The following is a 23,054-nucleotide window of genomic DNA, read 5'->3' on the forward strand; positions in this document are numbered from 1 at the left end:
GGTGCAGCAGCTCTGGGTACGGTCGACGCCGGTTTCCTGCTCGGCGGGCACATGTATCGATCATTGCAGCCGACCTGCAAGGTTGGCTGGCGTCGCTGTGAGCGAGCCGATTTCGGTGACCGTAGCTGGAACAAACTCGTCGAGGAGCTCCTCGGCGCTATCACCGATCAGGCGGCGGAGCTCCTCGACTGCATCGTCTGCACGGTCGGAAGCGAGCGCTGCAACGAAGCGGCCCAACGAGCGGTGCAGTGTGCGCAGTGTCCCTGCGACGCTGTTCAGCAGCTGCAGATCGGGGATCGGTTGCTGCGCAGCCCGAAAGACCGCCGCAATATCGCTCGGCGACTGCGGGGCGATCGTCCGGCCACTGGCCCAGTGCACGAGTTGTCCGGGGGCCTGTGCTCCGGCATCGCGGACCGCACTAATCGCCGCCTGTCGTGTGGGCTTATCGTGCAGCACGCTGCGCGCTGCACGGCGGAACTGATCGAGAATTACATCGAGCGAAGCGACCTCGTCGTTGGTATGAGTGACTGCGACAAGACGGGCGTGTATGGACTCCGTGCCGTCGCCTGCAGCAACGATGATCACTTCGCCTGAGGAAAGCTCGCGCAAGGGCCGATAGCTCTGGCCGCCAGCGGTTACGACGAGCACTGGCGTCGCGAGATCTCCGTCATCGTCCTTCTCGTTCGGAATCCACCAGGTGCGGCCGTCGTCGAGCCGGACGGGAACGCAGTCGCAATTGGTTCCAGAGCCGCGCCAACCGCTCGGTGCAGTACCAGTCGATGGAGAGTCCATGGTGGCGGTCGCCCGATCAAGCACTTCAACGAGCGACAGCCCAGGCAAGCACAGCTCCGGTGGATCGTCGACGTCGTCGGCAGCCTCGAACGCCGGGCCGACCACTGGTGCCGGCATAGCGGCGCCCATTGCACGGAACGTGCCACGCCGGGATTCGTCGGTGTCCGTATGCCAGCGACTCATCTGTCGTCGGAATGCTGCGTTTTCGGCGTCATAGGCGAGGAGCCAGTTCGCGGATGCCTCAGCGCCCAGCAGGAGCGAGAAGTGCCACGGAGGCGGGTTACCGGTAAGGATTTGCAGATCGGCATGACCAGGGGGATACCTCGTCGCGAAGGTAGTAACTTCCACCCCGGCGCTGATCTTGTCCCACAGTGCGCGTTGGGGGATAGAGCGTCCCTCACCCTCCAATGATGCCCTGGTGGCTGCCGCCGCAGCCTTGCTATGACATCGAATAAGGATCTGGCCAGCACCAGTGCGGTCGGCATGGTCGAGGGCATCCCAGAGCCGAGTTACTTTCGGGTTGCACTCGTCGAGTTGCCGCCAGAGCGTCTCAACTGCGATCTTGAGCTCGCCCCAGCGGGCGACTCCCCAAGCGTGCCACGGTCCAGACTCTCTGAACTCCAGGCGCCTTAGTCGAGCTCTCAGAGGTGCGGGTCCCTCCCCAGGTTGGTCTGCTAGAGCACATGCTGTGCGGTAGTCGTACACCGTGGCCGCGAGACGGGTGCCAGCGCGGAGCAACTTGGTCGGATAGTCAAGCACCATCGGCATTGGCCCGTCGGGGCGCGATGCTAGACACGCGAATGCCCGTGCGATCGCGGCGTTGAGCTCCGCGTCACCCGCCTGCTGGATACTGAGTGGTGCGGTCTCCTGCCGCCAGAGCATCCACATACTCGACAACGGACTCAGTGCAGGCTGCTCGCGGTTCAGCTCGTAGACAAGTGCGGTGACTTCCTCCTCAGTCACGGGAAGGACGATTGGTCGATGGCCAGCTGTCCTTACCGTTTGAGCGAGGTATTCGTCGCCGATGTCGCCGACGATTATCGTCGTGACGGCCGAGTGGTCTGAGGCCCAGGCCAACACGCGGGCGCGGCTGTTGGGGTTTGTAATCGACGTTGCATCAACTACAACGAGCGGCGGGCCACATCGCAATCGAGGGCTGCCAACTCGGGTATTGAAGTAGACGAGCGAGCTGTTGGTCGATGCAGGCGTCGAGCCCACCAGGGGCGCTAGATCCCCTACACGCGTAAGGCGTTGAGCGGACAGCGGGTTGCCCCGGCCCAAATTGATACGGCCGTAGTTACGCATGCTGAGCTTCCGGAGCTGCTCAGGCATGTCGACGTCGAGCGCCGCGAGCACGACCGGTCCGCTGTGCAGCCGTTCTTTCATGCGGAGCAGATGTAAGCAGATAGAGAGCGTCAGCGCGATGCGGTGACGTGCCCGTGGGAGCTGAACAACGGGCACAACACCCTGCGGAAGCTCACGAACCGCACGACGACAGAACGCCACCAACAGCTGGTCCACCGGAGAGACGGGCACAGACACCCCGCCGTCAACGAAGGTGCTGAACGACAGGTCATCCAGCCCAGGGGTGCCCGTTCCAGGAAGCAACAAGCTAGTAAGCGGCTCGCCAATGGACAACTGGGCCATTCACCCCACACCCCCTGCTAAAAGACATGCGTCCAACTACCCAAGGCTTACGTGCGTCTGACTACCTAAGGCTAGGCGCTATCGACAGGCTAAGCGGCGGCATTGCAAGAATTCCGACCTGCATGTCCTCTACGTGAATGACACTCCCTGTTGATCGCCCTCACGCCACCCGCACCGTACGAGTTCCGTCCGTACCCTGTGCTGGGGACCAGTCTTGGCTCGGATGAGCAACACTTCACCCCAAGCTCTTGTTCAGCCGTCCCTCCAAACAGGCGCTCACCGACCACTCCTCAACCTAATCTGCTTCTCTGACCTCAATTCCTCCATGCTTTTACACCAGCACCGCCCTACGCTCCTTCACTCTCTACTGAACTGCCCACTCCAAAGCAGACCTCTTGCATCCAGGAGTAACAATCTGGTAACGACCAGGGGTTTTGCCGAATTTGCCACTAAAGAGATGGGTCTGACGTCTGGACTAATTCAAGACCGAGGCGCTTCCTGAAGGTATGACCGCGACGATCCATAAAGTCGTGGCAGGCAATGGGTATCAATATTATCTCCGCAATGTCGCCGCGAACGATGTCACCGCCCGAGGCCGTTCCAGCCTCGCCGCCTACTACTCCGCACAAGGGGAAGCGCACGGTCGCTGGCATGGCTCCGGCCTGGCAAGCTTAGGCATCCGCACAGGTGACCGAGTCACCGAAGAACAGATGAACTCCCTGTTCGGACTGGGTCGCCATCCGAACGCCGAGGTGATCGAAGACCGCGTCTACGACGAGCAGATGCGACTCGGCGCGAAGGTTAAGGACGCCACCCGAGCCGCTGACAAGGCGAGTCGTTTGGGGCATCCGTTCCGGCTTTTTGCCGAGGGTTCCGAGTTCCGGAAACGGTGCAGAAGCGCGTTCGAGCAGCACAATATCGCGCGCGATTTACCTGTCGACGATGCTATTTCTGATGCGGAGCGGGCACAGATTCGAACCGATGTCGCGTTCGAGATGTTCACCGAAATCTACGACCGGCCACCGGTTGATGCCCGCGAATTGTCGGGATGGGTGGCCAAGAACTCGCGCCCGCCCTCCACCGCGGTGGCCGGTTTCGACATCACCTTTTCACCGGTCAAGTCCGTGTCAGTGCTGTGGGCGGTCGCACCGCGCGCGGTGTCCGAGCAGATCGAGTCCGCACACCATGCCGCCATCACCGACGCACTGCGATGGCTCGAGCGGCACGCGACCTTCACGAGATTGGGCCGCAACGGGATTCGACAGGTCGACGTGGAAGGCATAGTCGCGGCCGTCTTTTCCCACCGCGACAGCCGCGCAGGTGATCCGGACCTGCACACCCACGTGCTCATCGCGAACCGCGTGCGCACGCTGGACGGCAAGTGGCGCACCCTCGACGGGACCGCAATCTACCGCGCACTGGTGACGGTCTCGGAGATCTACAACACCCGCCTCGAGCATCACCTCGAGCGAATGGTCGGCGTGGAGTTCGCTGAGCGTCCCGATCAGGACCCGTCCAAGCGTCAGATTCGGGAAATCGTCCGCATATCAACACGATTGGTCGCCGCCTGGTCGCGCCGCGACTCCGCCATCACCACCCGCATCGGCGAGCTTGCCGCGCAGTTTCAAACCCGGCACGGGCGCGAACCCACACCAGGAGAAATGTTCGACCTAGCCGAGCGGGCCACCCTCGACACCCGCCCCGCCAAGCACCTCCTGCGGTCATTGGCCGAGCAGCGCAGCACCTGGCGCACCGAAGCCATCCACCTACTCGGAGGCCGAGAAGCACTGTCACGCATGGTGAGCTCGACGCTGAATCCGCACCGCGCGCCCCGCCCGCAAATCACCAAGCAGTGGATAACCCGCACCGCCGAACACGTCATCGAGGTCGTATCGGAACACCGCGCAACCTGGCGGACCACCAACCTTCGTGCCGAAATCGAACGCCAACTCCGCGGAAAGGTCCGCAGCGAGGACTGGGAACGCCTCGCCGAGGCAGTACTCGCCGAGACCATCTCCCCCAGCACAGCTGTCGCCCAACAGGACCCGGATCTGACCGACGAGCCCGAACTCCGCACGGTCCCGATCGTGTTGCAGCGCAAAGACGGCACCAGCGTCTATACCTCGGCGGACAGCCAGGTCTACACCTCAGCGCACACCCTGTCGGTCGAGCAGCAGCTGATCGACCTGTCGATCCAACCCGGAGCCCGCCAGCTCCCCGTCGAAACCGTCGCCGCCGCGGTCGATGACTACAACGCCACCCACCCTGATCAGCCGCTCAATGCCGGGCAGATCAGCGTGATCGAAGGCTTCGCCGCGTCGAATCTACGACTCCGAACGACCAACGCGCCAGCGGGTTCGGGCAAGACCACAGCGATGGCCGTGCTCGCCGACGCGTGGAACGCCAGCGGCGGTCAAGTCCTCGGGCTCGCCCCCACCGCAGCAGCGGCAGCGGTCCTGAGTGAGTCGATCCACCACCGAGTCGAGACCGTCGACAAGCTCCTCGACGTCCTGCACCGGCACACACCCGCACCGGACAACCCGCATCTCGACCGCGGATCTCCGCCGTCACTGCCGCAATGGGTCCTCGATATCGGCCCCGACACGTTGGTGATCATCGACGAGCACACCAAAATCGGCACCCTCAAACGCCTCCGCATGCTGCGGTATCTGATCGATCGCGGCGCGACGATCCGCTGCATCGGCGACCCCAACCAGCTCGCATCGATCGAGGCCGGCGGCGCCGACATCGACATGGCCGCCACAGCTCCCGACGCCACACAGACCCTGACCCACGTCGTCCGGTTCCACTCCACCGGCGAAGCGACCGCAAGTTTGCAGCTGCGCGAAGGCGATCCGACTGCGCTGGGCTGGTACCTGGACAACGGCCGCATCCACGCCGGACACCAAGGCGCCGTCCACGACGACGCGTTCATCGCATGGACCGCCGATCATCTCGCAGGCCGCGACACCATTATGCTGGCCGCCACCCATGACGTGGTGACCGAACTCAACGCGCGCGCTCGCGCCGATCGCCTCGCCCGTGTTGGCAGCCCGGTGGGCGAGCAATCGGTGCTCTGCGATGGCCTGATGGCGTCGGCCGGTGACGTCATCCGCACTCGCCGCAACGATCCGCGACTGCGTCTCGGCGAACGGGACTGGGTCCGCAACGGCTATACCTGGACCGTCACCGCAGTCCATGACGACGGCAGTCTCACCGCCATCCGCCGAATCCCCGGCCGAAAACCAGGCCACAGGGTGCGGCTACCCGCCGACTATGTCAGCGAACACGTGCGCCTCGGGTACGCGACGACCATCGATTCCGCACAAGGAATCACCGCCGAAACCTGCCACGTCGCACTCACCGGAGCTGAATCACTGCCACAACTTTACGTCGCACTCACCCGCGGAATCTTCGCCAACCACGTCTACGTCCCAACCGCGCTCGACGGGTCGGAAGGCTCGTTCTGGTCCGAACCCGCGGCCAATCCACGCACCGCCGTAGAGATTCTGTTGCGCATCTTCGCCCGCGATGGCGCGCAAAAATCAGCACACACCACACTGCGAGACACACTCGACCCGCACCGGCGCATCGGCCGCGCACTCGACATCTACCTCGACTCGATCGGCCTCGCCGCCGAAAACGCGCTCGGTCCCATAGGACTGGAGCGTCTCGACGCCGACGCTGAGACGATGCTCGCGCACCTCACCGACTGCCCTGCCTACCCGATCCTGCGCCAGCATCTCGCCATCATCGCGCTGTCCGGACGCGACCCGATCGCTGTCTTGCACACCGCCAAGAACGCACGCGAACTCGACACCGCCGACGATGCCGCCGCCGTGCTCGACTGGCGCCTGGACCCCACCGGCGCCCACTCGACCGGACACGGACCCCTCCCGTGGGCCGCCGGAATCCCCCACGGCCTCGACGCCGAACACGACACCACCCAACTCGCCGCCCGCGCCCGCATCATCACCGACCTCGCCCACCAGATCCGAACCGACGCCGCAACGTGGACACCCGCATCCGCGCCACCATGGGCGCGTCCCCTTCTCGGCACCGATCGACGACTCGTCCAAGACCTCGCTGTGTGGCGCGCCTCGCTGCATATCGACGACCGCGCCCTGCACCCCACCGGGCCGCCACGACACGCAACACTCGAACGAGAACACCAACAACTGCTCGATATTCGCGTCGCCGACGCGCTCGGCGACGCGCACCTTTCCGCTAACAAATGGGCACCTGTCGTGCAGCCGATCGCGCCACGAGTCGTAACCGACCCGTGGTGGCCCACCATCGCCGCCGAGATCGAGACCGCTCACCACACTGGAATCGACATCGAAACCCGTCTCGCCGACGCCGCCCGCACCCGGCCGCTACCCGATGAGATGCCCGCCGCCGCACTGTGGTCCCGGCTGGAGATTGACCCCTCAGCCCTCGATACACACAACGGCGAGCACACCAGCGACGCCTCGTCTGCGACCCAAACGCCCCATGACACCACCATCACGCCAGCCGAGCAGGTCGCACAGAACCCATTGATCGTTCTCACCGACGCCCGAGTCCGACAACACATCACAGACCTAGAACTGCGTATCGCCCTGGCAGACACCGACGAAATCGTCTACGGCCCAGCTTCCGAACTCCAGAACACCATCACCGGCAACGACGACTCCTTCCACGGCGGCGCAGCATGGAGTGGATTCGCTCCCGCCGCCGACACATCAGCACTCGTCGCCGACTACGAGCGGCAGATCGATGACCTACGCACAGAGCAACAGCGCCGCGCCACTCTCTCCGAGGCGCAACGAACCATCGAGCGACGGTTGCAATTTGGTTTGAGCACCGACGAAGACAACACATTCGATATCGATGACGATTTGATTGCCGGCCAACCCGACATCGACCTAGAGCTTTTGACCCCCTGGGCCGGGCAGGGACGGCCTGATCGAGAGCTTTCATCGCTGCCGGTTTCTAACCATCGTGACCTGCTCAGGTGGAAAGTCGGCGCGGTCATCGACCACCCGAGTACCGATCCAGGGACAAGTTCCCGGAATCAACCCGTCATGGACGGTGATCTTTCCGTCGACCAACCGAACCAATCCCGAACAGAACCGGGAGGGGCAGGCGACCGATACCAAGGCCTCCGTCGTCGGATCGAATGCTCCAACCCCGCAATGCGACAACTTGATCCATGGACCACACGCGCAATCAGGCTTCGACATCGGGCACACCCTCCGCTCGTTCGTCGAGAACCATCCGACCGTTGTTGACCAACGTGTTGCGGGCACGTCGGCGCACCCGGCATCGATCCACCGAACATTCGAGGTGCACCTGCATCGCCTTATACGCCTGCACGGTGGTCATCGGCCCCGGATCTGCGCTGCACAACCACACCGGCGCATGTAGGTAGTCGACGACGGGCAGTTCGCTAGTCGGGCATCCAACATCACGGGCGACGCGTCGTTCGCGTTCGAGCCGCTCCCTGATCCGATCCACCGTGAGCTTGCTGTCGGGCATCTCTCTCCCTTTCGTGGCGGCCGATGTCAGATTTCCCCGCTGATTAATCAGATCGCCCGATGCCTGTGCAGTACTTCTCTCACGGCGTCGGTGACCGGCGGATCTTCGGACAAGCTGGTCCAGGTGTAAGCGTCGTGTTCGGTCAGCTCGACCGGCTCGGGATCGATCACATCGACGGTGAAGTTGAACTGCCTGCTTTTCTTGCCGCTGCCCGATTGATAGTCGAACTCGCCCAAGTACTTTCGGATGCCTGCGATGTCGAGTCCGGTTTCCTCCTTCACTTCCCGGATGAGGGCTTGGTCGAGGGTTTCACCCGGATCGACCTTTCCGCTGGGCAGTTCCCAGATACCGCCCATAAAATCGTCTGCCGGTCGTTGCAGCAACAAGACTTTGCCGTCGTGCGCGACGACCGCGCCGACGACGAGCTGTTGCACCTGGTCGCGTTCGGCGTCGCTGGCCAGCGCCTCCAGCAGCGTGGTTTCGATCATCAATCTTTATCCTTTCAACTCGGTGTGGTGCTCGGTGACTTTGCGGATGCCTTCGATATAGCGATCAACGATTGCCAGGTCTTGTTCCCTGTGCCAGACAGGCAGTTTGAGCGTGGCGTGGTGGAGCTGCTCGGCACGCGTGTAATCGCCGGGCGCGTAGGCCAGTTTGCCGGTGAACGCCGGGAACAACGGTCCTGGCTCCTGAAACAGCGGCAGCAGGTTCAGCGGACAGGTGGAACCTGGACGATCGACCTCGGTGCAGCCTTCGGCCAGCAGTGCCGCATGGAAACGTTCGACCGGCACCTCATCGAAGGCGCCGGCGTCGTATTGCATGGCGAGCCCGTACCAGGACGATCGAACACCTGGTTCGGCCTGCGGCGGCGTCAGGCCAGGCAACTCGCGGAGTTTGTCGGTGATGTATCCGGCGATACGCTGACGTCCATCGACATAGTCATCCAGGTGTGAAAGTTGTTCCAGGGCAATCGCTGCGGCCAATGGATGGATGCGGAGTTTGAGGCCCGTGCCGGTGACGGCGTAGCGGTGCAGTGCGCTGTCGGAGGGGATCTCGCTGCGGCAGCGCTTGTTGTATTGCCCGTGCAGCAGGACTCGGTGATACACCTCGGCGTCATCGGTCAGCACGAAGCCACCTTCGCCCGCGGACAACGGCTTGGGTCCATTCATGCTGAAGGCGGCTGCGCGTCCGAAGGTACCGACTTTCTTGCCGTCGACGCTTGCCCCGTGAGCGTGGGATGCGTCTTCGAGCAATTGCAGGCCGTAGGACTCGGCGAGCTGTTTCAGGCTTTGAACTTGGGCTGGCATGCCCCACATGTGCGTCACCACAATGGCTTTGGTGCGGTCGGTAATCCGCCGTGAAACGTCGTGCGGATCGAGATTGCCCCTGGCGTCGCAGTCTGCCAACACCGGTGTCGCACCGAGATGCAGCAGCGGGGTTGCCGTGGCGAAGAAGGTGTAGGCAGGCACGATGACTTCGTCACCCGGCCCGATCCCGCACGCGGCGTACATCGAGTACAGGGCGGCGGTGCCCGAGCTGGTGAGGACGGCATACTGCACGCCGAAGTAGCTCTGTAGGGCGTCTTCTAACTCAGCGATGACGCCGGATCGGTTGTAGATGGAGATGCCATCATGCAGTTGGTCGAGGACCACGCTGGCGGTGGCGTCAGACAGTGGAGGCCACGAAAAGTGTGGTGCCGCTTCATTGATGACTGGTGTGCCGCCGAGAAGGGCCAAGGAAGAAGTCACAGTAACTCCTTTGGGTTGATGGAACTGCGGGTACGTGCGGCCTCGTAGCAGGCCGCGACGAAAGCCATATGGGCCAGGTTGTCTGTAGGACTGCTGAGGTTCGGTCGGGTGCCATCGATGACGCGGCGGAAGTAGTCGATCTGACACGCCGCAGCTGATGGCCAGGCTTGCTCGCGCCGAAGCGACTCGATGACCTCACCGCCGTTGGTCAGCCGGCGAATGCAACCACGCTCCAGGTGAACGATGCCGTCTGAACCGATCAGCCGGATTTCCTCGGCCTTGGGGCCGACGAAACGCGATAACAGCAGCGAGCCGTACATGCCCGTGTCATAGGAGAAATGAATGAGCGCAGTGTCTTCGGCGTCATAGCTACGATCCGGCCGAGCACCGATCGATAGGTGGGCTGTGATGCTGTCCGGTAGGCCGAAGTACCACAAAATCAGGTCGATCAGGTGGTAGCCCATATCGATGACGCAGCCGCCTCCAGCCTTGGCCGTGACGCCACGCCAGCCATCGGAAGGGTCTTCCACGTACACGGTGTAGCGAGCGTCCACCAGAAACGGCGTCCCGATCTGATCAGCGAGCTGGGTAAAGCTGCCGTAGATGGGGTTGAACCGGCGCTGCAGCGTGACCATCAACTGGATGCCGGACTGTTCACACAGGTCAGCCAGCTCAACGGCCTCGACCAAACCGGTGGCGAACGGCTTCTCCTTGAGCACGTGAACCCGATGTTCCGCGGCGGCCTCGATCACACTTCGCCCGACATCGTGCGGCACGCAGACGATGACAAAGTCGAGCTGCTCGACGTTCAACATCTCCCGGAAATCGGTGTAGCCCGACACCTGATACCGCTGCCTCTGTTCGGCCACGATCCCCGGATTCTCATCACAGACGGCGACAAGCTCAGCCGTACTGGAAGCGAGCAACCCCGGCAGATGGTCATCCACTGCCTGGCGGCCGAGACCAACGACGCCAGCTCGTAGCACCGATCGGCACCGGGCAGCGAGTCTGCTTGTGCGCCAGGATAGTTCGACCTCCGGTCTACTGGCACAGGGCGCTATCGCACTGCCGATGGTGGCTCGAAGCGATTCGCACGATCTCATTTGAATCCCCCAGATTGGTGAGGCGGTGCTCGTGATGGTCAGCTTCCAGCCTCGGGGCTGACGAGGCCCGGGAAGAGGGCAAGTTACGGGGCAGAAAGCCGTCCTTCCGCGTCGTGTGAGCGCGGCTGGATAAACTGAGCCAGACCGATACTCGGCGAGGGGCACATGCCACCAAACGTGCATCTGCAACGGCGACGCGAGGCGACACCGTCACGCGTCGAATCTGGGCGTGCGATGGGCCGCGCCGAACTGGCGGAAGCGGCCAACCACTACCTGTGGCGGACACACCAGCAGCGCTGCGACCTCGATGCCCGCACCATCGCCCGCTACGAGCGCGGCGTCGTCCGATGGCCGAACGAGCGCTACCGCGAAGCGTTCCGCGCCGTTCTCGGCGCAACCGACAGCGAACTCGGTTTCCTCCCCTGCCGTCAACGACGGGAGGCCACCGAGTCTCCCGATGACACGCTGGCGGTCAATTTGTTCAGCCCGTTCGATCCTGGCGTCGGCCCCACCATCTATCTCGGGCTGAATACAACAGACGACAAGCCAGTCAGCCGGGTTGGCCGGACGGAAGTGGAGCAGGTGCAGACCGCCACGCGAGCGGCTGCCCAGGCCGAGAATCTGCATGGTGGCGGCTCGGCCAGCCTTGCCGCAGGCGCACACCTCACCCGGTTCGTCCGGCTGCTCGACGGGCATTCCGCACCGCCGACCCGGCGTGCGCTGCTCGAAGCAATCGGGAACCTCAGCAGCGTCGCCGGTTACGCCGCCTTCGACATCGGCGACTACCCGGTAGCCGAACGCAGGTTCCGACTAGCGCTGTGGTGTGCCGACAACGCCGGATCATGGGAACTACGCGCCAGCACCTTGGCGGATATGGCCCGAAAGATGGCCTACATCGGGAACACCGACGGTGCACTGTCGTTGATCGAACTCGCTCAGGTCCGCTCAGATCGACTGTCCGCCACCGCCCGCGCGATGCTCAGCGCACTGCGTGGTCAATTCCTGGCCGTAGCAGGGCGGACCCAAGAGGCACTAACTGAAGTCGCCACGTCTGACGAGCATTTCGCTGACCGCACGCCGGCCACCGACGCCCCGTGGCTGTGCTACTACGACACCGCCGAACACCTCGGCAGCACCGGGAAGGCATTGATTCCTGTCGCGAAAGCACGGCGGCGTATCGACCTGGCAGCACCGAGGATTCGCGAAGCCGTTGCGCTACAAGGAACACAATATCCGCGGTCGCGGACCTTCTCGCTTACTCGATTAGCCACACTGACAATGCAATTGGATGACCCGAGGGAAGCCGCCGCCATCGGCCTAGAAGCTACCCAGCAAGCCACCGCCTTTCGCTCACAACGCATCCAGAACGAACTCCGCACCCTGGCAGCGGCCGCCGCACCTCGGCGACGGATGACCGAAGTCGCAGAACTGCGGTATGCCATCGCCAACAGCGCACCAACAGGTTCGGATCAATGAGGTCGCCCGGCTCGCGCACCTCGGCCGACGAGGTGCTGGCCAAAGCTGCGGAAGTCAGTGGTGTCGATCTGCGTGGTGCCGAACTCATTCGCGACGGCTCACACGCAATCTACCGATTGGCCGATGACATCGTCGCCCGGATCGGACAACCAGCCAGCATCGATGACGCCCAACGCGAACTCCGGATTTCCCACTGGCTCAACGCTTCTGGCATTCCAACGGTCGAGGCCGAAACCTCGCTGACGCAACCTGTCATCGTCGCCGACCGTCCCGTCACATGGTGGCGTTTGATCCCTGACCACCGCCCATCGACACCAAGCGAACTGGGCGCAATGCTGCGGATGCTGCACGCTCTGTCGCCGCCGACCGAATTCGAACTTCCCGCCTACGACCCCTTCACCGGACTCGAGGAACGCATCGACACCGCAGTCATGCTCGACCAGGACGATAGAACGTGGCTACTCCAGCACTACTCACGACTACGCGCCCAATACGAGACGTTGCCAAACCCCCTCGCTCCCTGCGTAATTCACGGCGATGCGTGGCAAGGCAACCTGGTAGTGCCGCCCTCAGGCATCCCGACAGTGCTCGACCTCGACAAGATGTCGATCGGCCGACCCGAGTGGGACCTCATTCAGCTAGGTGTGGACTACACCGATTTCAGCCGTGTGCCCTACGACAACTATCTGTCTTTTGTTGAGGCTTACGGCGGCCGTGACGTCACCGAGTGGCCTGGATTCCGAATCTTAGCCGACATACAAGAGCTGCGATGGGTCGCGTTTGCCGTCGCCCAATCGGCGGACAACGGCAATGCAGCTCGACAAGCGAAGCACCGGATCGCGTGTCTACGCGGGCAGGTTCCGCGGCCATGGCGATGGGAGGCGTTGTAATAACGCCTGCCACAAGGACACAGGCCGGGAAGTCCATGGCCGCTCGCAAACAGGAACCGCATGCTGCACAAGCTATTTACGGTGATCCTCGTCGGGACTCTGACTATCCGGCAGGCGTTTGCCCAGCAACCGAGCGTTGAGTAATCGCGGTTCGCAGTACCGATATCGCACCGCGCACCACTAGCCCACCTGCTACCACCGGCGCGAACACCAGCCATGGAGAGCGCCGGTGGTAGTCGCAGTAGAACCGCAGCGCACTGCGGTGGTGGCTGCGAACCTTGCGGAACGGCGCAAACCTCATGCTGCCGCCTTCACGGTGGCGGATCTCGACGCTCGGGTCCAGCACCACTCGCCAGCCGGCGCGGTGCATGTCCAGCGCCACTTTGGTCTCCTCGAAGTACAGGAAATACCGCGCGTCGAACCCGCCGATCGAATCGAATGCGCTGCGGCGGAACAACATACAACAGCCCGAGATCCAGTCGACATCGCTGACCGTGGTGACGGGTTCGCCGAAATACCTACGGGTCGCGGAATTCCCTGGCCATACTCCGCCGAGCAGTGCGTGCACGATCCCGACCGCCAGCGACGGGAACCTGCGCCCGGTCGGGTACGGCGTCCCATCGAGCCGGACCACCCTCGGCCCGATCATGCCGATTCGGTCGTCGGTCATCGCTGTCTCGACGAGCGAAGCTATCGACCCAGGCGCCAGCCTCGTATCCGGATTAGCGACCAAGATCCATCCGGCGTTGGTGGCCGCGGCACCCTGATTAATGGCTGCGGCAAGTCCCACGTTCTCGCTGTTGCGGATCACCCGGCCGCCGAATTCCTCGACAAGCTCGACGCTCCGATCAGAGGAGACGTTGTCGACGCCGACCACGTCGAGCGCGAGCGGATCCACCGCAGCCGGTAGCGATTCCAAGAACGGCGGCAGATCTTCAGCGCTTTGGTACGTCACCAGAATGAGGCCGACGGTCTTGTCGTCGCGGCGAGACATGCGCGCGAACCTATCAGGTGTCGTACTTTGGCGAAGACTGGGCCATCGCCCCGGCGCTTGTTGTGACACCCTGCTGGCACAGAGGCCCAGGGAGCATCTTCTCTCTGGACGCCCACCTAAGAGATTCGAATCCCGAACCTTCTGTTCTAGGGAGGGTGATTCCCGGACCTTCCCTTTGATGCTGAAATCGTCTCCAGCGCAACCGATTTAGCGTCTATGAGGTTTCCCAGAGTATCCCGCTGGTTACGGCGGAATCCATCGCGAACTGCGGGACAAATGCGGGAGTGATTCGAGTAGCACGGCAGTGATGGTGAGCTTGACTCCCCGAGCGGCTCGGTCCCTGTTTTCGCAGCTCAAGGTGTATTTCCGCATGTTCACCGATCGACACCGACATGGCGATTGTTCAGGATCGGGCGCAGCGTGTGGTCCCGTTCCATCGAGGCCGGTCAAGTTTGAATGCGCGTCCGATCGATTGGGTGTGGTCGCGGATCTGCACTAATTTGGGTGCAGCCGTAGCACTTCGTGAGGCATCTTGTCCTCATGGCTGATACTCGGGACGGTGGAGCGGCGAGCTTCGATGAGCTGTATCCTGCCCTCGGCAAGATGCTCGTCGCCAGTAGCCGAATGGAATGGCGCCTGCGCTATCTCGTGTGTTGGTTGGCAGGTGAGGACCAGGGCGGGTGGATCGTTTTTGAAGGGCAATCTGTCGACTGGCTTGTTGCCTCCGGTAGGGCGATCCTTGGCGAGTTGAGGTACTCAAGGCGATGGCCAGATGAGAACTCCGACCGGATAGAAAATGCGCTTGCCGAGGTCCAGGCAATTGCGGCGCAGCGGAACTTCCTCGTTCACGGGGACTGGGACACCAAGTGCTACTCCGAGAACTGCAAGCCTCGCTTGCGCAACCTCCCTTCGGACGACCGAGTTTTTCATGTGGCGCGAAGTCGCTATCGCAAAGGATTTGAGGAACGCGAAGTAGCTGTCACGGATGTGGAAAAGTTGGCGAAGCGGATGGTCGATCTTGCGGCTGAGATGGATCGCGCGAAGGTAGCTGCCAGAATCGCATGGATCGGGCGCTGAGTACCAGCTTTGGGAGCGGAGGGTCGCAGGTTAAAATCCTGTCACCCCGACCATCATTGGCGGAGTTATGCCCTGGTCAGGGCTCGTGTGGCTCGTTGGCCGTGCTCGGTGGTGATGACCGGATCGGGCCGGGAGTGACCGGGTTTCACCGGCCGTAATCGCACGTAGGTTGCACGGCGGATCGGGTGGGCTGATCCGCCGCTTCGTCGTATCCGGACCACGGCTGGCCCTGCTGGGTGGTGGGTTGCACCGGACGCGGGCTGGCTACCGCCTGCCCTATAGGGCCTGCCCTTCTCGCGTAGAGGCTCCGGGGTCAAGAGTGGGCGAAGCCCATACCGAAGGGACGCCATCGGCGCTCTTGAGGCTGGAGGGGCGCGGGAACACAATGCAGGCCAACACACGGCAGGGCCACGCGGCCGAAGGTCGCGCAGTAGTTCGGATGCGTTCGGCTACGGTTTGGTCGACGGTTTTGGGAGTTGACCGACGTAAGGGAAGGTTCGCAATGCCGAGGCTGCTTGCCCAGCTGCCGCCGACTGCGCCACCGACATCACCGACGACTGTGCGGATCGAGCTGCCTCAGGATGTAGTCGACAAGCTAGGGCCAGTCGATCCCAGTTGGCCCAGTCAACCAGTCGCGACACTGATCGCGGCTGGTGTGGCGCTTGTGGCCGCTGCTATAGCTTGGTTGAGTGTGCATAAGCAGGTAAAAGCGAACGCGAGCAACCTGGAGAAGCAACTCGCGGTTCAGGCCGAGCAGTTCGCGAAGTCCGAGGAACTGCGACAGCAAAGCATTCGACGTGAGCAGGTGAGTGAAGTGCTGACGCGTCTGAACGCCAGTGTTCAGCGGACCTCCCGTGCTGTCATCGACTTGAGCAACATCCGTCGGGCCTCTCTCGAGGAAGCTTCCGGCGCAGGGGAACCTGTGCCTGACTGGAGGACCGGCTACCTGGAGGCCGAATCGGAGCTTGCTACGGTCGCGATCTCCATCTGGATGCTTGAGCTGGGCAATGTTGCTGCCGCGCAGGCCAGGTATCTGGAGGCTGCAGATGCCTACGTGAAGCTAAGTGAACAGACGAGCGAAGCGGAATCGGCTGCCTTCGAGGAGTACTTGCAGAAGGCGTCCGAGCTTATTGCGGCGATCCTGGCGGCTGTGACGAGCGACGACGACGAGGTCCGAGCTTGGCGGGAGAGGCACAAGAATCCCCCGCCCGTCAGACGGCCACGGCCAGTCGACTCTGCTGGCACCGGGGTGGCCGAGGATTGAGTCCGGGAGGTAGGTCGGGTACGGCTCACGTCGTGCCCAGCACTGCCTCGGTCGTTGAAGAAGCGACCAGAGAACAGAGGCCGGCGTCCTGTCATGTCGCCAGAGCGGTGCCGACCCGCCCAACGCGTCACGGCCTGCCGGAGTTTGCGGAGGCCGGCCGTGCTGCGCGGTGCCGCGTGGCAGCATCGCTGGGCGGCGCGCAGCGCCGCCCCTTGATCCTCAATGGCGAGATTCGGCAGCAACCTGCGTACGTGCGATGTCGTGTTTCAACCGATGCTTGACGCCCTGGCTTCACGAGGTCTAGGGACGGGGGGGTGTGCGCCTCCAGCTGTAGCGCGAATGCTGAAGATCGGGTTTCATGGTGGAGGGAGAATCGGTGGACGGGTGAGGAGTAACCCCGCCATGCCTCTACGCCAACCGCCTCTCCCCCGGTTAGTGATCGCTTCCGCGAATCGCTACGTCCGCGATTGCAGATTCCGTGCACATCAGCCCACTTTTGATCTGGGCTCACGATGACTCGTCGCGATCGCTCCGTCCGTGATAGTTCCAATCGAGGCAGGCCGCCGCGCAAGATCGACGTCGCCTGTCCAGATGGCCCGCCTGCGCTGGACCCGACCGCCGCAAGGGCGCTTCTGCGAATCCTCCTGCGCCATGCGGACAGACACCACGAGCCCGCAGGAGATGGCGGACCTAATGCGTTGAACACAGCCCCTGGCATCGATAGACAGCGAATGCTGCCTTCCAACGAGGGTCCCAAACCCGTTGTCCGCCAACGTGCAACAGATTCCCGACACCCTTCCCGGCCACCAACTCGCGCGGTCGAGAACGTCGAGCCACCATCGAATGCTGGTACTCGACCAGCTGCTCGACGTCGGATAACCTCGACTGATCGTGCGGATCCCGCGCAGCCGGACCCTGTGTCCGCCCGCGATGCAGCGCATCGCCGTCGTCGTAGGTGATCGCCAGCGATCCCCGAGCGCAATCATGAACTCAACGCTCCACTAGCAGCACTATCCCTCAAAACCAGCAGCCTGCCAAGGAGGAATCGATGCCGAGCGACACCGACGAATGGGCAGTACTCGATGAACTGCTCGGCATCGAAGTCGCCAGCCCGGAGTCGGACGTAAGTCAGCAGCTCGCGTTCTACGGACGCTGCTCCACCGAAGACAACCAGGATCCAGAGAGCAGCTACGCCTGGCAGTACAACAACGCCGAACGATTCACCGTCGGGACGATCGTCGAGTCCTATTTCGACATCGGCCAATCCCGGTCTGTCCCATGGGATCGCCGAACCGAAGCTGCTCGGCTCCTCGCCGCTTTGCGCAACCCGAACCGCGGCTGGTCCGGCATCGTCGTCGGCGAAGGCACGCGCTGCTGGTTCGGCGCGCAGTTCAGCATGATCGCGCCACGGCTCGAGTCCTACGGAGTCGACCTCTGGGTCCCCGAGCTCGGCGGCCGATACGACCCGCAGAATCCGTCGCACAACATGCTCATGAGCATGCTCGGCGGGATGAGCGAATCAGAACGGCAGCACGTTCAGAAACGCACACGAGCTGCCATGGACGCCCAGGTCGCCAACGAAGGACGGCACCAAGGCGGCAGGGCACCGTACGGGTATGTCGTGATCGACGGTCCGCCTCACCCCAACCCAGGACGAGCAGCCCAAGGGCTCAAGCTTCGAATTCTCGCCATCGACGAGTTCGCAGCCCGGATCGTGCGACGGATCTTCGCCGAGTACATGACGGGCCGAGGCGATCGAGCCATTGCCGTCGGGCTGAACCGCGACGGCATTCTGTGCCCGTCAGCGCACACCCCTCACCAAAACCGCCATCGATCGGGCGATGGCTGGCAGGCCAGCACAGTGCGCGCGATCCTGGAGAACCCGCGCTACACCGGATACGCCTTCTTCGGCCGCTGGACCAAGCACGAAGAATTGCTCGACCGCGACGACGTAGCAGCAGGCAAAGTCGTCCGGTTCCGCAGGTCGAGCAACGGCCGCGTGATCCGCTCGCGCAAACCCGCCCATCCCGCGATCATCAGCGTCGAGACCTACACCCAAGTCCAACTCGCACGCCGGCCACGCGGAGGCGGTGGCCTCCAGCGACGCGCCAAACTCGAACGCACCAGGGTTACCGGCCGCCAACTGTATCGATTCCGCAGCCGAATCCGTTGCGGCGACTGCGATCGGAAGATGGAAGGCGGAATCAAGGACAACTCCGTCTGGTACCGATGCAGGGCAAGCACTCTCGCGCCCAGCAGCCCAGCACTCGAAAGCCACCCCAAAACGGTGAACCTCGCCGAGTCACGACTCATCGTGCCGGTAAATAACTGGATCGCGTCCGTCTTCGATCGACGCCATCGCGCCGAGACCATCGCAACCTTGATCGCCGCCCAGGCCGACACCGACGGTGAACTCCAACGCCAGCTCGTTCGCCAGCGACTCAACGCCGCCGAAACGAAACTCCGGCGCTATCAGACCGCGATCGAAGCCGGCGTCGACGTCCAAGCACTCATCGAACCGATGAACCAAGCGCAAGCCGAAAGAGCAATAGCCCAAGCCGAATTGGACACGATCCCCACCATCAGACAGATGACCGTCAGCGAACTCGACAAGCTCATCGACTCACTCGGCGACATCAAAGCAGTGCTGTCAGCCGGTGCACCTGAAGATCAAGCCGCACTCTACGAAGCCCTGCACGTAGAAATAAAATACCGGCACCGCCAACAGCTTGCTGTGGTCAGTGCCGGTATCCCGGTGGTTAACACGTGTGTCCGGAGGGGGATTCTGACACGCAAATTGGGGCGAGCTCGCATCAGTTGCGTGCTCATAGCACGGAAGGCTACCGCCTCCTATCGCCTCAAGTCCAGAGCCCTCGGAGCGAGTGGATCCCGGACAGTCCTGGCGAGCGGATGGGGTTGCCCGGTGAGGGCAGTCAACGCTTCGGCAACTTCGATCAGACCAGCGCGCGTGTAGGTGAAGATCGCACCGTTACCAGCCTTGTCGGTATGTCCGGCGAAGGCTCGGGCAATCGCGATGCCGAACTCCCGCTCTACGAATGTGAGCGTGGTATGCCGGATCCAGTGAGCACTGACTTGTAGCTTCGCCGCCCAAGGAAGGTGCTCGCGGATTCTCTCAGTGAGATAGTCGTAGCGCCGTCGACCTACCGGTCGCCCATCGCGATAACGCAGCACCTGCTGGGTGTGCTCGCCTCCGCGTTTGTCGACATGCTCGATGAGTTTGCTCATCAGCAGCGGTGACACAGGCTGCCACCTGGTTGTCTCGCCTTTCTCGCGGAGCTGGACAAGGCAGTCCTCACGATCCAGGTCGTTGAGCGTGAGCGCTAGGACGCCGCCTCGGCGACATGCAGTCTCGATGTGAAGCCTCACGATGAGCGCATCGAGCTCCCCGTCGTTTCCCGTGGTTGATGCCACGCGACCGATATCTTGCACTTGCTCAAACGTCAGTGCGTGTCGTGGACTAGGAAGCGGGCGCGGCCGGTCGACCTTGCTCGCGGGATTCTCCGAGGGGTGAATCAGGCCGTCACGCTCGGCGTGACGATACAGACACCGAAACGCCGAGACCATGTTCGCCGCTGCGCCGCGACCACCCCGGGAGTTCGCCCGAACGACTGCGCAACACCTGTGTTCTTTCACCATCTGATCGATCTCGGTGGCGGTCGGCTCATCGAGAAGTCTTTCTCCCCAGTTATCTTCGATGATCCGCCAGTACGTCCCGTAGTTCCGCACGGTGGTTACCGGCAAGGCAGCGCGCAAACGAGTGATGAAATCGCGAAATGTAGGAATCGGCGTCCCCACCACCAGACCACCAGCAAGATCTTCGACAGTCAGGCCCAGTCGCGAGATCAGTTGCAGTGCAGCGCTGACGTCATCTGTCTTCATGACGCCCGTCGCCAGATCACGGGTCGGTAGGCCCACAGTGCCGCAGCCACCACCGACGTCGGATATACGAGTAGACGATCGTGAGCAGAGGCGGCGGCGATCAAAACCCGATCACCGGTACTGAGGTTGCAGCTGTGTCGAACCGCGGCCGGCAGGCGGAGATAGCCATCCGAACGTACGGCCCATCGACTGGCGCGAGCGGGTGTGACCACCACAAAACACTCATCTACCTCAATAGACACACATTGACCCGGCCCCCACCCAATGACCTTAATTGCGGACCGATCGGACAGACGCCCGTGCCCGTCAACGGTCGCCGTCGAACAATGAAGTTCGCCGATCGGGGTGATCCCCAAAGATGGCGGTAACAGGAATGGGAAGCCAGCAGAGCTCGATGGTCGAGCCGCCGATACAAACAGATCATCGAAACCGAGGTTCATCGCGCGGCCCCCTTGTCATGTGCTACTTGGTAAGACGCACGACCTTCCTGTGGGTGTATCGGTCGGCGTGTCAGGCTGGCGGTGGCCTATCGGCGCTCAGTTGCCGCAGGGATAGCAAAGAACGCCCAGTCCGTCAGGACTCGGCAGGCCGAGATTTAACGCTCGCTATCCTTGGGGGCCTTTGAGGTGTACAGGCACCAGGTACGCCGAGTGATGCGGCAGTCATCCGATTCCGCTGTGCGGTTACCGGGAATTCCCTGAGGATCGAGGGGTTTCCATCATAATTCGCCGTTTCTTTTTACGCAACATTCGAGCAACCATATTTCTCGCGCTAGCAGTAAGCGCCCAACGGAACCCTCCTAAATGAGTTTCGCACTGAGTCGTTGGGCGGCGGGCGGGCGCACTCTACGCCGGTGGCGACGGGGTCAAGGCGCGAAGAGCGTGCGCCTTGACGCCCGTGGGCGCGCCGCCGGCGTAGTTGGAGTGCGCCCACCGCCCAACGACTCGTAGCGAGGTCTGGGAGTGGGTTGATCGCTCGCCGTCGGCGGGCGGCGAGCGAACCGTCCGATTCGGTTCAGTCGCTCCAATCCTGTTCTCAGCAAAGGAGTTTCCTGTGTCCTCCTTCCGTGCCATTCTCGATGATCCCGGCGATTTCATCGCCGCACTTCCCGCGATGCTCGGCTTTGTTCCTGAACGGTCTCTCCTCGTCGCGGTGTTGAAGGGCTCGGCGTGTCATCCGCCTGCCGATACGGCGAGCGTGTTCGCGGTCTTACGCTTCGACCTCGATCAGCCTGATGATCTCGTCGGTGATCCCGTCGAACACTTCGCTGGCGCTATCGCGAGGATCTGCGCTTTTGTTGACTCCACCGAGGTCTTGGCGGTCATTGTCGATGACCGTGTCACTCTCCCCGCTTCGCCGCGAGGTGATGCTGATGGCGGAGCACACGCCGCACTGATCACTGCCCTGGACCACCGTCTCGTTGATGCCGGGATCGGTCTGGTCGGGGCTTGGGTGACAGCGGCGATCGAGTCGGACCAACCGTGGTCGACCCTGCTCGGACACCCTGATCATGGGTTGCTCCCGGATCCGACGGCCTCGACAGTCACAGTCGCCGTGACCGCTAAGGGTGAACCGATTTTCGCTTCACGCTCCGAGCTCGTTTCGCTGGTGGAACCGGACCAGCAAACAATGGAACAAGTCGACCGGTTGTTGCCTTCGGCGCGGTCCACGATCCGACGCCGCTACGCCGCGAGGCGACGTGGCGGGGATCCCGACGGCGCCACCCGCCGAGAGCTCGAGCGTGCCCTCGGGCTCATCGCAGCCTTCGATTCCGGTTGCCTGCCAACGGTTTCTCAAACCGCGCAAGTCGCCGCCGCGTTAGCTGATCGCCGTGTCCGAAATGGATTGCTTGCTACCGCGCTGAGCATCTACGCGCGCTCGGCTGAATCATTGTGGTCACATCTGACCCGCACCCTGCCTAGTCCTGAACGCGCCGAGGCCGCGACGCTGCTGGCCTACAGTGCCTACGTTCGCGGGAACGGTCCCCTTGCTGGGATCGCCCTGCAGACGGCACTGGATGCTGACCCGTATCACCACTTGGCGGTCCTGCTCGAAGCGGCGCTGGAAATGGGCCTGGATCCGGTCAGTATGCGTCGACTCGGCCGATCTGGCGCCGAGATAGTACGGGGACTCGGAATCGAGATCGAATTGCCGGACGCCTCCTCATGAGCCGCATCCCGACCGAGGAGCAGTGGTTGCAAGCGATCAAAGATCGCCAAGCCCACGTGATGTGTTTCGAAGCCATCGGCTACGCGCGCGGGTATTGCGACACCACTGGCATCGGCTCCGGCGACGCCATTGATTTCGGACGCGCCTACTCGGTCTTGGTCGCATCACATCGTTCACGCCCGTCGATCGAGAGTGCGTGGAGTAACTGGCAAGCCGGCCTCGACGTCGGCGCCTCTCCGGGCGACCTCGCCCCGGCATCTCCGAATCCACAGAGACTTTCCGAAAGTGGCTCGGCTCCAGGGTAATTCGCGATCTATACCGGCGGTTGTCGCTGACGGACCGGTGGGGCGGCGGGCGGGCGCACTCTACACCGGCGGCCGCGGGGTCAAGCTCCGCTTGCCCCCGCTACTGGGCCGCCGGTGTCTGTTGAGTGCGCCCACCGCCCCACCGGCCCACAGCAGCGAACACGCTCGC

The 23,054-nt window shown here is 62.8% G+C and carries 14 protein-coding genes and 1 pseudogene; 8 read left to right on the forward strand and 7 right to left on the reverse strand.

Features of this window, described 5'->3' with window-relative positions:
- Positions 1–60: 60 nt before the first annotated feature.
- Entirely contained in the window at positions 61–2,439 is a 2,379-nt protein-coding gene (locus NN4_RS16485) for a DISARM anti-phage system protein DrmE domain-containing protein (RefSeq protein ID WP_147131646.1), read from the reverse strand.
- A gap of 506 nt (positions 2,440–2,945) precedes the next feature.
- Here NN4_RS16485 and mobF point away from each other — a divergent pair.
- Positions 2,946–7,712, forward strand: coding sequence for a MobF family relaxase (gene mobF, locus NN4_RS16490; protein WP_246180911.1), 4,767 nt, complete (start codon positions 2,946–2,948; stop codon positions 7,710–7,712).
- On the opposite strand, the gene NN4_RS16495 is transcribed toward mobF, so the two are convergent.
- The 4 genes from NN4_RS16495 to NN4_RS16510 are packed head-to-tail and all read right to left on the reverse strand — an operon-like array spanning position 7,651 to position 10,993.
- Positions 7,651–7,959, reverse strand: a complete 309-nt coding sequence (locus NN4_RS16495; protein WP_147131649.1) for a hypothetical protein — start codon at positions 7,957–7,959, stop codon at positions 7,651–7,653. The genes mobF and NN4_RS16495 overlap by 62 nt on opposite strands.
- A 47-nt stretch (positions 7,960–8,006) precedes the next feature.
- Entirely contained in the window at positions 8,007–8,447 is a 441-nt protein-coding gene (locus tag NN4_RS16500) for an NUDIX hydrolase (protein WP_147131651.1), read from the reverse strand.
- A 6-nt stretch (positions 8,448–8,453) separates the two neighbouring features.
- Positions 8,454–9,707 carry a DegT/DnrJ/EryC1/StrS family aminotransferase gene (locus tag NN4_RS16505; protein WP_147131654.1) on the reverse strand — a complete coding sequence of 418 codons (1,254 nt, stop codon included), beginning with the start codon at positions 9,705–9,707 and terminating at the stop codon, positions 8,454–8,456.
- Positions 9,704–10,993, reverse strand: a complete 1,290-nt coding sequence (locus NN4_RS16510) for a Gfo/Idh/MocA family protein (protein WP_308633326.1) — start codon at positions 10,991–10,993, stop codon at positions 9,704–9,706. Before NN4_RS16510 ends, NN4_RS16505 begins: the two co-directional genes overlap by 4 nt.
- Between NN4_RS16510 and NN4_RS16515 the strand changes: the two genes are divergently transcribed.
- Both NN4_RS16515 and NN4_RS16520 read left to right on the forward strand, forming a co-directional pair.
- Positions 10,976–12,286, forward strand: coding sequence for an NsdA family TPR-like regulatory protein (locus NN4_RS16515; RefSeq protein WP_246180913.1), 1,311 nt, complete (start codon positions 10,976–10,978; stop codon positions 12,284–12,286). The two genes, NN4_RS16510 and NN4_RS16515, sit on opposite strands and share 18 nt — an antisense overlap.
- Complete coding sequence (locus tag NN4_RS16520; RefSeq protein WP_246180914.1) at positions 12,283–13,176, forward strand: phosphotransferase enzyme family protein; 894 nt, start codon at positions 12,283–12,285, stop codon at positions 13,174–13,176. The genes NN4_RS16515 and NN4_RS16520 overlap by 4 nt, the downstream gene beginning before the upstream one ends.
- Positions 13,177–13,279: 103 nt before the next feature.
- On the opposite strand, the gene NN4_RS16525 is transcribed toward NN4_RS16520, so the two are convergent.
- A complete protein-coding gene (locus tag NN4_RS16525; protein ID WP_147131660.1) occupies positions 13,280–14,170 on the reverse strand; it encodes a glycosyltransferase family 2 protein in 891 nt (296 codons plus the stop codon).
- Positions 14,171–14,710: 540 nt separating this feature from the next.
- On the opposite strand from NN4_RS16525, the gene NN4_RS16530 reads away from it, so the two are divergent.
- The 3 genes from NN4_RS16530 (at position 14,711) to NN4_RS16540 (ending at position 19,485) form a co-directional block, all read left to right on the forward strand.
- Entirely contained in the window at positions 14,711–15,247 is a 537-nt protein-coding gene (locus NN4_RS16530; RefSeq protein ID WP_147131663.1) for a hypothetical protein, read from the forward strand.
- A gap of 685 nt (positions 15,248–15,932) precedes the next feature.
- Complete coding sequence (locus NN4_RS16535) at positions 15,933–16,511, forward strand: hypothetical protein (protein ID WP_147131665.1); 579 nt, start codon at positions 15,933–15,935, stop codon at positions 16,509–16,511.
- Between the two features lie 1,048 nt (positions 16,512–17,559).
- Positions 17,560–19,485 (forward strand): recombinase family protein, encoded by a 1,926-nt coding sequence (locus NN4_RS16540; protein ID WP_246180915.1) that lies wholly within the window; start codon positions 17,560–17,562, stop codon positions 19,483–19,485.
- A 35-nt stretch (positions 19,486–19,520) separates the two neighbouring features.
- Here NN4_RS16540 and NN4_RS46770 read toward each other — a convergent pair.
- Positions 19,521–20,411, reverse strand: a pseudogene (locus NN4_RS46770) (tyrosine-type recombinase/integrase); the annotation flags it as partial.
- 1,053 nt (positions 20,412–21,464) lie between these two features.
- Between NN4_RS46770 and NN4_RS16550 the strand changes: the two are divergent.
- Positions 21,465–22,580, forward strand: coding sequence for a DUF4192 domain-containing protein (locus tag NN4_RS16550; RefSeq protein WP_147131673.1), 1,116 nt, complete (start codon positions 21,465–21,467; stop codon positions 22,578–22,580).
- Complete coding sequence (locus tag NN4_RS16555; RefSeq protein WP_147131676.1) at positions 22,577–22,885, forward strand: hypothetical protein; 309 nt, start codon at positions 22,577–22,579, stop codon at positions 22,883–22,885. Before NN4_RS16550 ends, NN4_RS16555 begins: the two co-directional genes overlap by 4 nt.
- Positions 22,886–23,054 lie beyond the last annotated feature (169 nt).

Source organism: Nocardia ninae NBRC 108245 (assembly GCF_007990755.1).
Classification (GTDB): Bacteria; Actinomycetota; Actinomycetes; order Mycobacteriales; family Mycobacteriaceae; genus Nocardia; species Nocardia ninae.